Genomic DNA, 15,386 nt, shown 5'->3' on the forward strand with positions numbered 1-15,386 from the left:
AGGATCGCCTTAGGTCAGATGGATGCCTTTCCCAGCCAAGTTCTCCAAGCACTCCTGCAGATAGGTTGCATCGTGCTCGGGGTAGATGGGGTCCGTCAACGGCACGACAGTTAAATCCTTGTATGGCGGGCAATGCTTGCCACGGTAAAGCGGATCATACCAGTCAGGATCAGGGTGGTAGCCGCGCTCGCGCATCGTTGCCATGACCAGCAGGTGAAATTGAAAGAGCTTGTAAGGGCAGTGGCGGAAGACGTAGTCAACGGTGGCATGCCGCCGACCCCAGCCCAGGCCTCGCAGCGCGGTTATCTCGCGGTGCTGGCCCAGCAGCTGATGTCTGGGAAGCAACGGAATCAGATCCTGATGCCACAGTCGCATAACGATCCCCTCATTGGGGTCATAGGTGAACCCCTCCTTCAGCCTAGCTGCTTGCATCACTGTGAAGCGGACAGGTAGAGGGGGGGTCCGGGAATTCGTTACTGGGATTGCTTACTGGGCGATGAATCCACCGTCCACAACGAATTCGGCACCTAGGGCGAACTTGGATTCGTCACTGGCCAGGTAGACGCAGATCTCGCCGATGTCCTGCGGCTCGCCGATATGGCCCAGAGGCGTCAGCTTGCTCATTCTGTCCTCAAGGCTCTGGCTGATCAGCGGGGTCTTGATGAATCCGGGATGGACCGAGTTGATGCGGACCCCGTAGCCGTTGTTGGCGGAATCCAGCGCGGCAGACTTGGTCAGCAGCCTGGTGCCGCCCTTGCTGGCGTTGTATGCGCCGGCTCGGCTCAGACCTACGAATCCTTCGATGGAGGAGATATTGATGATGGATCCGCCTCGGCCCTTCATGACCCGCATGCCATGTTTGGTGCCCAGGAAGGTCCCGTTCAGGTTGATGGCAATGACTTTCTTCCAATCCTCGTAAGTCTCCTCGTCCATGGTGGCGCCGCTGCCGCCTATGCCGGCATTGTTGACCACAGTGGTAAGCTGGCCCAGCTCCTTTTCGACGGCGTCGATGGCGGAAACCCACTGGTCCTCGTCCGTTACGTCCAAGGTGTGGAAGACGACCTGTTCGGGATGCTTCTGCGTGAAGCTGCGGGAGGCATCGCTCTCCTTGATGTCTGTAAGGGCCACCTTGGCTCCTTCGCGGACGTAGCATTCGGCGATGCCCATGCCTATGCCGCCCGTTCCTCCAGTGATGATGGCTACCTTGCCTCGTAGACGATCAGTCATATCCACTCCTTCATAGAGATGTGCTGTCATGTTCGATTTTATCTGGTGGCCTGCCCGCACTAACGATCGATGAACCCTAGCTCGAGCAGGAAGGCCCGGGTCTGCATGGGATCCTTGAACACTGCGGTGTTGCCTAGGATCCGTTTGCAGACATTGCCCAATTCCCGGCGTATGGCCGAACGTATCAGGTCAGGATCGCGCGATCCCTTCAGCACGGCCGTCAGTTCATCCCACTGGTGACGGAATGCTTTCAAGGACTCAGGAAGGTCCTCGCCATCCTCCAAGGTCCGGGCGAGTCTTGTCAGTTGGGGCACCAAGCGACCGGGCAGAACGAAGAGACCCTGGGCTTCGATCAATCCAATGGGCTCCTGCTTGATGGCGTAGAACTCAGGATGGACGTGGAAGATACCGTCCGGATACTGCTCGCTGACCCCGTTGTTGCGCAGAATCAGGTTCATCTCGTATCCCCGGTCAGTGATGAGCACACTGGGCGAGAGCGCGGATTGACGGCCCCGGGGTCCCCGTGGGCGGATGCTCAGGGCTTCGTCGGAGTAATCGATCCAGCCGCGTCGGATCTTGTCGCTTACCTCGATGATGGCCTCCCGATCGTGACCTGCCAGGCGGATGGCTGTGCCTGGCCAGTCCGGAATCTCGATCAGAATGCCAGACGTGCCAGGCAGGGACATGGTCATTTTGGCTGGAGCCCTATGCAGGGGCAGAATCTCTCCTCCGCCCTGGTAGTGGTCGTGGGCCAGCACCGACCCGCCGATTCCCGGCAGGGCGGCGTTGCACCCCAAAAAGTAGCCTGGGAAACGATCCACGAAGTCCAGAAGATTGCCAAAAGTCTCTCGGTCCACACGCATGGGTCTGTGTTCGGCATTGACGCAGATGCCGTGCTGGTCGAAGTAGCCGTAGGGGGAGAACTGCCAGAACCAGAGATGACCGCCAAGGGTCATGCCTAGGGTGCGCAGGGTGCTTCTGCCTCGCCCGGCGAAGCCTTCGTTGGTTCTGCATATGGTGCATGCCGGGTAACCATTGCCCACCTGATTGCCGGCTGCGGCTTTGGCCATGGTGCGGAACTCGGGTTTGGCTTGATTGATGGTGATGATCAGGCCTTGGGATTCGAACCTGGGGTCGCGATCCAGGTCGGCTTTTTCGATGTAGGTCGATGCGATCCCGTAGTCATAGAGCCAGTGCATGGCGGCCATGGATCCCTGTTCTGCTTCGACAGCGGCGAACCTGTCGGCCACCTGAGATGGTGAACGTGTGATCTGGCCCATGAGGCGATCAGTGACTGCCGCGTCCTGATCAGCTGTGAATACGCCTGCGGTGTGGGCATCCCGGCAAAAAGCCGCCAGCAAGTCGGTGATCTCTTCTGCTGTGGAGCCTTGGCTCGTCGATCCTTGCGCTGCAGCCCGGCCGCTAGGAGTATAGGAGTCCAGATTCAGCAGTGCCAGCAGACGATTGCGCGTCCAATCCGTGTCGCGTTCGTCCAATTCCAAATGTCGGCGCGCAAAGTCTAGAAAGGCATCCAGGTCTGCATCCAGAGCAGATTGTTTTCCAGGTTCCCGTGGATCCGTCCGTGGGCTCATCTGGTGGCCTCCATGACTTGCCCGACCATGCCGGCAGTCTGATCTGTGGATTTTTCCATCTGACGGGCCAGGGTCACCTGGGTGCGGCAGCGCACCAGATTGTGCTCAGGATAGGCGACAGCGAAGTAGGTGTCCCCCTGCAGGTAGTCGGTCAGGAATCGCATGCCGCATTCCTCCGTCATCAGCAAGGCGCTCAGGGGAAGTAGCCTGGCCTCCCGATCGGTGATGCTCGAGCGGACCGCCCTGATGAACCCTTGGGCATAGGCCTGGAAGAGATTGATGTCGAAGTGCACCTTTCCCAAGTCCTGCTCGTCCTCCAACGCAGTGGAGGCCCCGAAGCGGATGGAATCCCCGAAGTCGAAGAGCATGGAGCCGGGCATGATCGTGTCCAAATCAATGATTGCCCTGGCTTGACCGGTGGTTTCGTCCATGAGAATGTTGTTGAGCTTGGTATCGTTGTGGGTCACCCTCAGGGGGATGGTCCCATTTGCCAGGCCCTCCATCACGGTGTCGTAACAATCCGCGCGCTGTCGGAAGAAATCAATCTCCTCCAGGCATTCCTCGGCTCGGCCTTGAGGGTCATTCGCGACGGCTGTCATCAGATCACGGAAGCGTTTGGGCGTGTCATGGAAATGGGGGATGGTCACGTTCAGTTGGGAGGCGTCGAAGTCGGCAAGATAATTCTGGAAACGTCCGAAAGCGTCTCCGGCGTTGCGAAAGACCTGCGGGTTGGGCACCATCTCGTAGGATCGCGTGTGCTCGATGAATTTGTAGACCCGCCAGGCCCCTTGGTCGCTTTGATACCAGGATGCGCCCTGATCGGTGGGCACGATGTCCAGGGTCTCCTGCCCCTGCGAGCGCAGAAAGTCGGTGACCAGTTCGATGTTGTGCATCAGGGCAGCAGTGTCAGGGAAAACCGTCGTGTTCATCCGCTGCAGAATGTACCGGTGCCGGTTGGTCCTGGCCAGGTAGGTGACATTGATATGCCCGTTGCCATAGGGGGTGACATCCTTAAGGTTGCCTTCCAAGGCAAAATGTTCCGTCACCTGGCGCATTGTGCTCTCATCGATCCTCATGATCCCTCTTTTCCGAAGGCAGCGGCTGCCAGGCTATGGCTGAAGGTTCCAGGTCAAGGGCTCGGCTTGCTCCGCCGGGAAGATGGATCTCGGTCCTCTGCTCCATGCCGCTGTTGTTGATCACGCAGTAGGTTCCGGCCTGCGGAAAGACGGCCACCTCGCATTCAGGATTGTCGCTGCTCCATTTCCGGTACTGCCCCTCCTTGCGGGCCGCCCAGAACAGGGCTCGCTCCAGCAAGCGGGCGTTGACTGCCGAGTAGGGCAGGCCGGACAGGTATACTCCGCGTCCGTTGCCATACTCGCGCACAGCCAGCTGGATCTGGCCGCCATCGGCTTTGAGTAGGCCAGTACGTCCATCGATGGGGTAGGTATCGAGAATCGGATGGCCGAAGTCAGCAGGGGCATTCTCCGGCAGATCATGGATGATGAAGTGGTCTTGAATGGGTGGAGTGAAGTGCTTGTCCACAGAAAGCGTCCAGTAGCGCTCCTGATCCACGCCAAAGATGTCAGCCAACTGGAAGAAACGTCCCTGCCAGTCCAGAGCCGTGGGTTGGCCGACTCCGATCAGGCCGCCGCCGTTTTCCGTCCAAGTGCGCAGGATCCGGATCAGCTCGGGATCCTTCCAGACGGCTCCGCCGCTGAAGGCTGTGCCTTCCGGCCCGCCGCAGATGATGACGCCGATGTCCGGGTCCACGCCCTGATTCAGCAGATCGTCAAAGCTGATGAAACGGACGGAGACTCGCATACCGGACAGGGCCTCCAAGATGCCGTAGTAGGAGGCAGTCTGCTGATTGGGCAGGGCGTGGGCCACGGTATAGGCCATCCAGGAGCGCATGGCCCCCCAGGAGTTGAGCACTGCCACGGTCAACTGTGTGGCGGCTGGGCGGCTTCCAGTGTGCCGGTGCAGGTCGCGGAACTCCTCGGCGATGGCTGCCACGGTGTCTACGAACTTGGGGAACTTTATTGCCAGTGAGGGGTAGCCGCCGTAGCCCATGCGCGATATTGGGCTGCGCAGGATGGCTCGTCGGGCCTTCCTCCAGTTGCTCAAGCCCTCGATGCTGGGGTCGTTGCCCTCATGAAAGGTGTCGGGGAAGAAATATGGAAGGAAACGTCCCTCGGTGTATCGGACGCCGGGGATGTCGGCAATCATGCGCAGAGTGGTTCCGTCGCCGACGGATCCGACCACGGCATCCAGTTTGAGATCGGAGAACCCAGGCCGATAAGGTTCGGTGCCGATCCACTGGTCGCCTAAGAACATCATGGCTTCCTTGCCGGCTGCGTGGGTCATATCGACCATGGTGGCCACATTAGCCCTTACAAAACGGCTGATGAAGTCCATCCAGTCGCGCTGTGTTCGCGTGGGGACCAGGAAGGAGGAATTGTAGGAGCCGATCCGAACGAAGTCCTCGGCCCGTGGGCGGTATCCGTATTCCTTTGAGAAATCTTCGAGGGCTCTAGGGCTGACTGTACACGCATAGCCCAGCCAATCGACGATCTTTTCCTGCTGATGCTGGTCGTAGAGCAGCGTGAACTGATAGAAGAAAGTGGTGAAGCGAACCACGTCGGTGGAGGGGTTCTCCTTCAGCCATCGGGCGAAAGCCTTCATGGCGAAGTCGCGGGTGGCGGGATGGTAGATGTCCAGGGGGATCTGGTGTTCCCGGTCGCCCCAGTCGTTGGTCAGGTGGTTGTACATCTCCACAGGATCCCAGATGATGCGGGCCAGGAAGGTGACCGTATATTCATGCATCGGCGTGGCGCCCTTGATGTGGACGCGGTCCAGTTCAGGGTCCAGATTCCAGGATTCGCCAGGCAGCACCGCGCCGGTGGTCCGGTCTATCACTTCCCAGTATCGGTGGGGGTCGTCATCGCGGTTGAGGGTCAATTGCTGGTCGAAGAAGCCGGCCATCAGATCGATGTCGACCCGCCCGTTCTGAGCCAGGACTCGATCGGTCAGCAGGAAGGCCTGCGGCGTCTCGTCCATATGCTCGCGGATCCACTCGTTATAGCCTCTGGCTGGGAAATAGGCGCTATAGACTTTCTTCCCCAGCCCGAGCAGTTCCCTGTCCAGGCTGGTGCCGTCGGAATTGCGGATGGCATCCGCCCCCCACCGTTGGCAAAGCTCCTCGGTTTGCTTGACGAAATGCTCCTCGCCAGGCAAAGTGAATCGGCCTGTGGTGCTCATTGATCAACATGCTCCTTCAAAGGATGTATGGGTTTGGCTGGTGGAAGATCCTCAGCCCTTGACGGAGCCGGCGGCGAGGCCGGCCTGCCAGAACCGCTGCAGACACAGGAAGAGGACGATGACCGGCAGCACACCCAGCAGGGCCCCCATCATCAGGGCTCCTCTGTCGTTGAAGGTGGATAGGGAGACCATGCCGTACAGACCCAGGGTCACTGGGTAGAGCCCTTCGCTGGAAAGCATCATCAGTGGCAGCAGGAAGTTGTTCCAGGTGGCTACGAACAGGAAGAGGAAAATGGTCACCATGGCCGGCGCCAGCAGCCTGAGGACGATGGTGAAGAAGATGCGTGCTTCGCCGGCTCCGTCGATCCTGGCTGCCTCCAGCAGTTCCGTGGGCACTGAGCTCTGTGCGTATACCCTTCCCAGGAAGAATCCGAAGGGCGAGACCGAGCAGGGGATGATGATGGACAGCATGGTGTTGTCCAAATGCAGGGCCTGGAAGATGGAATACTGGGGAATGGTCATCAGCGCGGCGGGCATGAGCAGGGATGCCATGACGACGCCCATGGCCAGTCCTTTCCCGCGGAAGTTGAACTTGGCGGTCCCATAGCCGGCCATGACCGAGACGATGGTCCCGATCAGGGCGGATACGCCCGAATAGATCAGCGAGTTGGCGACCCACTGCCAGAACTTGGCATGTGTCCAGCCCAGCAGCTTGCTGTAGTTGGCGGCAATGGCGCCGGGCAGGTCCTTGAGGCTCGATGCGAACCAGATGCCATTGCTGCCGATCAGCTGGGAAGGCGACTTGGTAGAGGCGATGACAGCCCAGTAGATGGGGAAAAGGAAGTAGATCAAGGTGATGATCAGGACGGCCACGGTGATGGTCTTGGCCAGGTGGGAGGGGCGCATGGAACGTGGCAGTTCCTGGGTGGACCCGCTTCTTGAGCGAAAGATGCGCATTATTCGTTCACCTTCCTCTCAATCCAGGCGTAGAGGAAGGCAAGCACGCCGGCAATCAGGGCCATGACGATGGCGATGGCCGATGCCGGGCCATTGCCCTTGGGGGTCAATGTCCCACGGGAGGTGTTCATTGCCATCATCATGGGCGTGAAGGAGTTGGAGATGCCTGGATCGGCTGTCTGCATGACCTGGGGCTCATTGAAGAGCTGAATGGTGCCGATGATGGAGAGCAGCATGGCTAGCAGGGCGGCGCCGCGCACATTGGGCAGCTTGATGTGCAGGGCGATCTGCAGGCCGGTGGCCCCATCAATGCGAGCCGCCTCGTACAAATCATGAGGGATGGCCTGCAAGGCCGCTAGGAAAATAAGCATATTGTATCCGGTGAAAGTCCAGGTGGTGATGTTGGCCATGGATGCCAACACGACCTTGCCTGCGAAGAAGTCCACAGTGATGCCCAGGGAGGACAGACCCTTGACGATGGGTGAGATCTGGGGGTTGTAGAGGAAGACCCAGATAATGGATGCGACTACCCCGGGGATGGCATAGGGCAGGAAGTATCCCAGTCGGAAGGGGGTCACATGCTTGACCATGTAGGAATCCAGCACCATGGCAAGCGCCAGGGCGGCGATGATCATGATGGGCACCTGAATCAGGGTATAAATCAGCACTCGCCCGATCCCCGACCAGAAGGCGGCCGATGTCACGACATACTTGAAGTTGGTCAGACCCACGAATTTATTGACCATAGTTCCGCCCCCATAGGCTCCGCCGCCCGAGGCGACATCCTGGAAGAAGCTGGAATAAATGGCATAGATAATGGGGATGATGAAGACCACGATGAACAGGATGCCGAAGGGGGCCATGAAAGCCCAACCCGTGCGTTCGGCCCGTTTCACCGCATCCGAGCGTCCCGTCCTGCCCGGTCGGGCAGCTGACGACCGCCGTGTAGCACTCATTCTGGGTACACCTGTCCTTGTCTTGAATAGAAACGAGATTGTGGCCGAGCATGTTTGGGACCCGAAACACGTTCACCGGCTCCGGGTCCCAAACCTCGGGGATGGTCCCTCTCGGCCCTGATGGCGTCGATTACTTGGCGACGGCCAGGCCGTAGTCCTTGAGGGTGGCCACAGAGGTGGTCTGAGCCTGCGAGAAGATGTCGGCAACCTTGGCCTGCCCGGTGGCAGCCTTGGCGGCAGTTTCTGTCATGGCCGCAGCCACAGAAGAGAAGCCAGGCATGTAGGTGAAGTCGCCCATGTTCTTGTTGGCGGTGGCGAACTCCTTCATGAGGTCCTGATCGCCGAAGAAGGATGACCAGCTCTCGGGGGTCTTCGCCTCTTCGGTGGTGGCGGCCAGCACGAGACCCTGGGAAGTCAGGTCCTTGACCTGGGTGTTGAACCAGTTGAGGAATTCCATGGCCTCGGCAGGATGCTTGCTGCCCTTGAGCACGGCGACGCCGGATCCGCCGTCGGGGCTGGATTTGCCGGAGTTGCCGAACCAGTCGCCCAGCTGGGCTACGCGCCAGTCACCCTTGCCGGTATCGCCCATGGTGTCAACGATGAGCGGTGCCTCCCAGGCAGATCCCACAGTACCGATAAGCTGGCCGTTCTTGAGTGAGGCATCGAAGGAGGGGTCCCAGCGGGGATTGGTGGGGGCAGCCTTGGCGTCCAGCAGCTGCTGATAAACGTCAGCCACCTGCTTGGATCCGTCGGTTTGGGTGTCCACCACCCAGGCATCGTTCTTCACGGTGTACCAGGGCTTGGTGGCGCCGGCCAGGCCTGGCATCATGTTGCCGGCCTCGTCGGGCTGGTAGGACATGATGTACTTGCCCTGTGCGGCCGTCTTCTTGGCGGTTTCGATCAGCTGATCCTTGGAGGTGGGCACTGAAATGCCCAGCTTATCGAATTCGGCCTTGTTGTAGAAGTAGACCAGCGGGCCAGTATCCTGCGGCAGGCCGAACATCTTGCCGTCGATGCCCATAAGCTTGTAGGCGCCGGGGGAGAAGTTGCTCTTGTACTTGGAGGCCTGGGCGCTCACGTCCTCCAACATGCTCTTGGTGTAGACCTCGGGCAGTTCGGCATAGCCCACCTGAGCCAGATCCGGTGCGTTGCCGGCCTTGACATCGGTCTCCAGTTTCTTGATCATCTCGGCCGACTTGCCGTTGAACTTGGTTGCCTTGACCTGGATGTTGGGGTGGGACTTGTTCCACCGCGCGACGATGTCGTTGACGGGGGTCATGTTCGGCTTGTCCGGCAGCCGGTGCAGGTAGGTGATCTGCACCTTTTCGCCCGACTTGGAAGACTCGCTTTCGGACGAGGACTTAGACGTTTTCGATGAGCCACAGCCCGACAGGGCGATGCTCAGGGCCGCCAACGACGTCACTGTGGCAAGTAGTCGTTTCCCTTCAGATATCATTTCCCGCTCCTTTACGGTAAATGGCCGTCGTCGTCACGAGGCGACCAATTTCAGATTAACATACCAGACCTGATTGTCAACACTATTTACAATTCCAGGATCAGCCTTTTCGTCTGGATATCAACTTGTATTTCCCGGCGAGCCCGGGGTTTTCCTCTCTCATGTCGGTCATTCCTGCTTGCAATATCTATTTGAGAAATTCGTATCAATGGCGATAGCTTGCCGGCGATGCTAAAAGGGGCGGCGGGCCACAGAACCTCGCCACCCCTTTCGGTCAGGGTTGTTCGTATTAGTTAACTTCGTTTCCAAGATTGCGCCTGGTCAGCAAGAGACCTGCAGTCAGGACGATCATCACTACGACCAGCAGGGATACCACCGCGACACCCGTCGCAGAAAGCCATCGGTCCTGTCCGTGAACAGTGGGATGGGTCGGCTTCAGCCGGCTATTCCCCTCGCCGGCATTGATGCCGGAGCGATTGCCTGTACCTGTGATCGGATTCCTGCCGATCGCTGGACCTGCGCCGACGACGCCTGTGCCGGTTCCGGGTTTTGCGGACTCAAGCCTGTTGATGGCCGTCTGCAGATTGGCGGTCGCCAGGGCCACCTGATAGGCTGTGGACTGGTCGTCGGCCAACACCTGTCTGGCTGTGGAAAGTTTGTTCTGCAAGGATTTCCAGCTGTCCGGAGTATAGTCGGCCTCCTTGAGTCCTGCAGCCTGATTCACCAGATCCTGCAGTTCGCCCTTGTCTACAGGTTCAGCAAGGGTCGGCAGGGCGCGATCGGTGGTCAGGCGGAGCTCGGCTGCTGATACATAACGGTTGGCTTCCGAGCTGCTCATGCCTGTGGTCTCAGTTGCGGTCAATCTGACTGCGACCACATTGGAGACCGGGGTGAAGGAGATCTTCTGCCAGGTCGTCTGCGTGCTGAAGGCGCCGGTTATTTCCACTGGCTCCGACCTCTCGCTCTGGGTCAGAGTGATCTTGTAGTTTTTGATCTTGCCGTTGACGGAGTCACCGCCCGGCCGGGGGAGGTAACGCAGCCCATTGACGGTTGCAGGCTCGTGCAGGTTGAATTGGTACCAGGCTGAGCCGTCCTCAAGGGCGTTTGCACCCCACTTGGTGTGCCAGTAGGTTGAGGGCTTGCCATCCTGGGCGTATTCCTTGGGTCCCTCGGTACCGCCGACATCGGGCTGTTCGCTGCCCACGGTGACTGCATAGCTATCTTTGGCCATATCGCTGGCATCGCTTGCCTGCGAACCGGGTGCTGTGGCCATGTAGTCCTCAAGAGCGGTCAGGATTCCGTAGGCACGTGACCAGTCCTGCGGTCCTGAGCCGTCCTTTTCGATCAGCAGACGGGCCTGATCCACCGTATGCAGGTAGGTCAGCCAAGCCTGGTCGCTGTACTTTGCTTGGTTGTTGTCGAAGCGGTCCCGCACCTCCCGGAGTTTGGCCCGCGCCTCTTCCTGGGTCTTGGACTTGTCTGGGAGCCGCTCGATGCGCAGGTTGTCCAGGACGAAGTCCTGATACCCGCCGAAGTTGGCCGAATCGCCAGATGTCCCCTGGCGGTCGGGCGCCTTTTCGGTCGAGTAGATGCCAAACCAGGAGGAGTCCCGAGGCCCGCCGGTCAGGTCGAATTGATAGTGGGCGGTGGTGCCCAAGGCCTTATCCAGGGGTTTCAGCTGGGTGCGGGCAGGGTCGAACTCGCCCTGCCCTACGGCCAGAGCATAGGAGCCGGAGGAACCGGCCTGGTAGTCGAAGGAGATTCGATAGGTGGCTCCGGTAAGGAACCGGGCGTTCTGGGGAATGGTTTGGTAGACCAAGGTGTTGCGTTCGGTAAGCCCGTTGATTTTAACCGACCAATCTCCTTGCAGCGCATCGTCCATCTTCTTGACGTCCCAGCCCGCCTGGGTGTAGGGGGCGTGAAGCTCGGACAGATGGACGCGGTTGTCCTCCACGTCCTCTGCGCCCGAGACCACAAAGGGCCATATGCCTTGAGCGTTGTGCTCGAAGTCATTGGTCAAGGTCTTCACGCCACCATCTGCGTCGGTTTCCAGACCCTTGTACTCGTTCTTCACCAGGCGCAAATTGTCGAAGTAAGCGGATCCCTCACCCTGATGCGAAAGGGTCAGAATCGGATGGCCCTGATCAGGCGCAGTGAAGAAGACGTACATGTTCTGGAAGAGGCTGCTGCCATCCACCGTGGCACAGTTGGTGTTGTGGGGGTCGGCCTGCACGAAGTTTTTGGCCAGGCTGCGTCCAGTGGAGTTGGCAGCCAGCGGCTGGTCACCGTTGCGAACCTCCATGCGTGCCTGGCCGTCGCTGCGGTTGTCCACACCCGCATAGAGGGCGTAACGTACACCAGGCTGCAGATCCTTTATGGCCTGCGACGATTCGACCCGGCCATTCAGTTTGAGCATTGGATTGCCGGAAGCGCTTTTGACGATGGCGGCGCTCCCAGAACCCTTGGTCTGCCAATTATCTTCAAGGCTTTTCTTGCCGCCGTTGAAGCCAGTATCGACCAAATGGGAACCTGTGCTCCAGGCAATGTCCGGATTGGCTGAGGCCCCGCGATGAACCACGTAGGGAGTTCCCGCTTTGGCGTTCAGAGTGATCTGTCCGTTGACCACGGGTATATCCAATGGGTCGGTCTTGCCCTGGTCGCTCAGACGGTAGACCTTGACTGCAGACAGATCGTGCCAGGAGTCGGGCAGTGTCCAGGTGGTCGTGCCGCCCCGGGCGTTCCAGTGATAGAGCTTCTGGCCGTTCGCAGACAGCGGCTTGCCTGTCTTGGCATCCCAGAGCCATGGCAGCAGGTAGGACTCAGTGCCTTGGCCACTGCCATCTCCGGGCGAGACCGCTCCTTGCAGGATGGTTCGGCCGTCCAGGGTGATGGTGCGCTCGCGGTAGGCCGACGATGACTGATCATTGGATCCACGGTCGATGATCACTTGGTGGCCTAGGTCGTCCTTCAGAATTATCCGCTCCTGGCCGTTGTTGGCTGAAGGATCCTTGGGGGACTGCTGGTCCAGAGGATTGTTGACCCAGCGGGTCACTTTGAAGTGCTGGATGAACTTGGTGGACAGATCGTGGGTGTAAAGGTTAGCTATATAGGCATCGTAATCATTGCGGCCCTGCCAGCCCTCGAAGTCCTTCATGCTGTAGCCCCCTAGGAGGGGAGCGTTGGCGGCGCCGCCGTAAGCGGGGTAGTCGCCGTCCCAGCTATCCTTCTGATGGTTGCGAAGGAAACGCATGACCTGGGAGTTCTGCCCCTTGAGAGTGGAGCCTCCGTAGGTCAGATCAGCCGCCCAGTGCTGGAAGGTGGCGTCATACTCGTTGGCTGCGCCGAACTCGGTGGCCACTCGCCAGCCCTTGTCGGTAATCATCTTGGAGAGCTTGCGGGTTTCCCAGGAGTCCTCATTGCCGGAGGTCTGATTGCCCCAGACATCCACATAGACGAAGTCCAGATTGTCGCCCACCTTTTTCTTAAGCTCGCCGAATCTGGCTTGGCGGGAGCCTGATGCCAGGTCGTGGATGCCGTCGATGCCGACCGCCTGATCAAGCCAGTTCCAGCCGTATTGCAGACTGCCGTCAGACCGGCGGCGAACCAGATCCTCGCTGAAGGCCTTGGCCTCCGGGTACATCTCGTCGGCGTTGACATGCACGCCGAAGCGGGCGCCGTACTTGGCGCCCTCCTTCATCAGGGTGTTCATGTCCCTGGCTCCGCCCATCCGGGTGCCGATGTCCCCATAGTCCGGGTGGCCGGAATCATGTCCCTCGTTGGCATAGCCCTTGAGCAGGACGGACTGACCCAGTCCATCGGTGTTGAGGTCTACCTTCTTCACATTGTCCAGGGTGCTTAGGAAGGGGTTCTGGGCCTGGCTGCCGAAGTTCATGGCAATGCGCCAGGAGACCAGATCTGGCACCTCCTGGGCCCCGTAAGGGTTGTTCATGACGGATCGGTAGGCGATGGCCCCGTCCTGCCAGTCCACCCTCCCGTCCTGATTTTCGTCGCCGGTGATGGCCACGGCCATCTTTGGCATTTCGGTCTGTTCGACGATAAAAGTGCGGTTCTTGGAGTCCCGGACCTGGCGATGGTAGTACCAGGCCGGGCTGGACAGCCCGAGGGATGTTGATCCATGAATGCTGGTGGCGTCCGTGAGCACGCGGGTGTTACGAGCGCCTCCGGCCATAGAGCCGCCGGCCGTGGTGCCGTCATGTTCGCTGTTGCTCCATAGTCCAGCGCTCAGTGATCCTCCCGAGACGAACCCATAGGCGTAATCGGACTTGTTCGGATCGACTGTGGTGTCGTCAGTGACGGGGAAGGTGGTGTCGCCGGGCACCTGGGTATTCGAGGACATGCGTGCGCCAGTGAATTGAGCCCCGTCCTGATCGCTGCTGACGGACACCAGATCCTGTCCGGGCAGGGCTATGGTCTGGATGGGATGGCCTTCTCCAGCGGCGTTTTCGATCTTGGTGATGTCCAAGTGCAGGGTGTTGGCCTTGAGCCAGAGGACCGCTGTCACGGTGACATCGATATTCTGGTCGGGCTTGTGGGCGCGAAGCTGGTAGGTGGCCTTGTCTGTTCCCTGCTGGGTGAAAGTCACGTCCGAATCAGTCAGATCCATGTCTATGCCATTGATGTTCAGACGACGCAGATCCTCATGTCGGCCGTACATGACCCTGTTGTCCAGCTTGGTCATGGTGTACTGAACCACTGAAGGGAAGTGCTTTCTGACCTGCACGCTCATCTCGGAGGTGCTCAGGGTGACCTTGGCCTCTGGGGTGGCTCTGTTCAGCTGCAAGGATCCCAGGTCCAGGTCGGCGCGGTCCACCTGTATGTCCCTGGTGACGTCCTCATAACCCTGCTTGCCGATCTGCAGGGTGTGTTTGCCTGATTTGATCCGCTCCAGGGTGAAGGCGCCTTCGGCGTCTGTCAATGTCGAGGCTCCCGTTATATGGACCTTGGCCCCGGCGATGGCTCCGCCGTCTGCATCGACGATTCGTCCGACGACCGAGTGCAGATCAGCTGGGTCTTCCTTGAGCTTGAGCCTGACTTCAGTGATCTGATTCTGATAGACGCCGGCCTTCATGGCCAGTCTGCCGGTTAGCGAGCCAGCCATTGGGCCGTAGTCGACATCCTCGAAGGCCGCGCGTCCATCTACGGTGAGTCCTGCGCTCTGGCCGGTCCAAGTGATTCCTATCGTGGTCGGGGTATCCTGGGTCGGGGCCGGAAGTCTGGTTCCCGTGTACCATTGAGCGTCCCCGCCGTAGCGCTGCCAGAACCAGCCCCCGGAGTCATAGCCGATAAAGAGGCCGGAGTTGGGATTACCGTACCCTAGATAGAAACCGAACCTATTTTCTGTGCCAGGCTGGGGCGAGCTCATAGTAAGGGTCAGAGCTCCTGGGCTGGTGAAGTCATAGGCGGTGGCGTCCAGAGCGATGGCCGGGTACTGCTCGCTGGCCGTCGTGGAGTTGCCATTGGTTGCTGAGGCTTTGAAGCGCAGCCAGCCGTTGGCCTTTTCCAGCACCTCGCCGCCCTTGGCGGTGGAGGGGTCCAGAGACCATTCGTGGTCTGCAGGATTGACGGGAGTGATCCGTTGACTGATATCAGCAGCTCGGGTTCTTGCTCTTGATCCTGTAGCCGGGGTTGAGGGAGCATTGGTTTGGTACGGCTGACTCCCCGTGGCAGCGAAGGCAGGATCTGCAGCCCCTGCGGCAGCCAAGGCGAATACTGTCGCCAGGGTCATGGATATGATGCGTTTCATATTCTAGACAAGCCTCCTTGCCGTCCACGTAATGGCGGGCGACCGACCCATTCATTCGCGGAAGAGACTGCCCGGAACTACGGCATCATTATTGGGTCAGAGCGTCACGTCAATGTCAAATGTAAGTGTAGTAAAGATAATGTCAGTGCACAAGTATAGATAGGTCCAAAAATCAG

Annotated in this window: 9 protein-coding genes; all 9 read right to left on the reverse strand. The window is 59.4% G+C overall.

The window, feature by feature from the left end; all coding sequences use genetic code 11:
* Positions 1 to 9 precede the first annotated feature (9 nt).
* Positions 10 to 375 (reverse strand): TIGR02328 family protein, encoded by a 366-nt coding sequence (locus J3T95_RS07400; RefSeq protein WP_267450973.1) that lies wholly within the window; start codon positions 373 to 375, stop codon positions 10 to 12.
* Between the two features lie 111 nt (positions 376 to 486).
* Positions 487 to 1,227 carry an SDR family oxidoreductase gene (locus J3T95_RS07405; protein WP_267444669.1) on the reverse strand — a complete coding sequence of 247 codons (741 nt, stop codon included), beginning with the start codon at positions 1,225 to 1,227 and terminating at the stop codon, positions 487 to 489.
* Positions 1,228 to 1,286: 59 nt separating this feature from the next.
* Complete coding sequence (locus J3T95_RS07410) at positions 1,287 to 2,819, reverse strand: galactose-1-phosphate uridylyltransferase (RefSeq protein ID WP_267450974.1); 1,533 nt, start codon at positions 2,817 to 2,819, stop codon at positions 1,287 to 1,289.
* Positions 2,816 to 3,895 (reverse strand): phosphotransferase enzyme family protein, encoded by a 1,080-nt coding sequence (locus J3T95_RS07415; RefSeq protein WP_267450975.1) that lies wholly within the window; start codon positions 3,893 to 3,895, stop codon positions 2,816 to 2,818. The genes J3T95_RS07410 and J3T95_RS07415 overlap by 4 nt, the downstream gene beginning before the upstream one ends.
* Positions 3,882 to 6,077, reverse strand: a complete 2,196-nt coding sequence (gene gnpA, locus J3T95_RS07420; RefSeq protein WP_267450976.1) for a 1,3-beta-galactosyl-N-acetylhexosamine phosphorylase — start codon at positions 6,075 to 6,077, stop codon at positions 3,882 to 3,884. Before gnpA ends, J3T95_RS07415 begins: the two co-directional genes overlap by 14 nt.
* Positions 6,078 to 6,128: 51 nt before the next feature.
* Positions 6,129 to 7,034 (reverse strand): carbohydrate ABC transporter permease, encoded by a 906-nt coding sequence (locus tag J3T95_RS07425; RefSeq protein ID WP_324123854.1) that lies wholly within the window; start codon positions 7,032 to 7,034, stop codon positions 6,129 to 6,131.
* Complete coding sequence (locus J3T95_RS07430; protein ID WP_198176904.1) at positions 7,034 to 7,990, reverse strand: carbohydrate ABC transporter permease; 957 nt, start codon at positions 7,988 to 7,990, stop codon at positions 7,034 to 7,036. The genes J3T95_RS07425 and J3T95_RS07430 overlap by 1 nt, the downstream gene beginning before the upstream one ends.
* 130 nt (positions 7,991 to 8,120) lie before the next feature.
* Positions 8,121 to 9,446 carry an ABC transporter substrate-binding protein gene (locus tag J3T95_RS07435; protein WP_267450977.1) on the reverse strand — a complete coding sequence of 442 codons (1,326 nt, stop codon included), beginning with the start codon at positions 9,444 to 9,446 and terminating at the stop codon, positions 8,121 to 8,123.
* A 289-nt stretch (positions 9,447 to 9,735) separates the two neighbouring features.
* Positions 9,736 to 15,210: an endo-alpha-N-acetylgalactosaminidase family protein gene (locus J3T95_RS07440; RefSeq protein WP_267450978.1), complete on the reverse strand. Its 5,475-nt coding sequence runs from the start codon at positions 15,208 to 15,210 to the stop codon at positions 9,736 to 9,738.
* Between the last annotated feature and the right edge of the window lie 176 nt (positions 15,211 to 15,386).

Origin of the sequence: Bifidobacterium sp. B4079, from assembly GCF_026537385.1 — a bacterium.
In the GTDB taxonomy this organism is placed as follows: Bacteria; Actinomycetota; Actinomycetes; order Actinomycetales; family Bifidobacteriaceae; genus Bombiscardovia; species Bombiscardovia asteroides_I.

Excerpts from the sequence above, each read along its gene's own strand:
- gnpA (WP_267450976.1), bottom strand. The coding sequence starts at position 6,077 with ATGAGCACCACAGGCCGATTCACTTTGCCTGGCGAGGAGCATTTCGTC.
- J3T95_RS07405 (WP_267444669.1), bottom strand. The coding sequence starts at position 1,227 with ATGACTGATCGTCTACGAGGCAAGGTAGCCATCATCACTGGAGGAACG.
- J3T95_RS07425 (WP_324123854.1), bottom strand. The coding sequence starts at position 7,034 with ATGCGCATCTTTCGCTCAAGAAGCGGGTCCACCCAGGAACTGCCACGT.
- J3T95_RS07430 (WP_198176904.1), bottom strand. The coding sequence starts at position 7,990 with ATGAGTGCTACACGGCGGTCGTCAGCTGCCCGACCGGGCAGGACGGGA.
- J3T95_RS07440 (WP_267450978.1), bottom strand. The coding sequence starts at position 15,210 with ATGAAACGCATCATATCCATGACCCTGGCGACAGTATTCGCCTTGGCT.
- J3T95_RS07415 (WP_267450975.1), bottom strand. The coding sequence starts at position 3,895 with ATGAGGATCGATGAGAGCACAATGCGCCAGGTGACGGAACATTTTGCC.
- J3T95_RS07400 (WP_267450973.1), bottom strand. The coding sequence starts at position 375 with ATGCGACTGTGGCATCAGGATCTGATTCCGTTGCTTCCCAGACATCAG.
- J3T95_RS07435 (WP_267450977.1), bottom strand. The coding sequence starts at position 9,446 with ATGATATCTGAAGGGAAACGACTACTTGCCACAGTGACGTCGTTGGCG.
- J3T95_RS07410 (WP_267450974.1), bottom strand. The coding sequence starts at position 2,819 with ATGAGCCCACGGACGGATCCACGGGAACCTGGAAAACAATCTGCTCTG.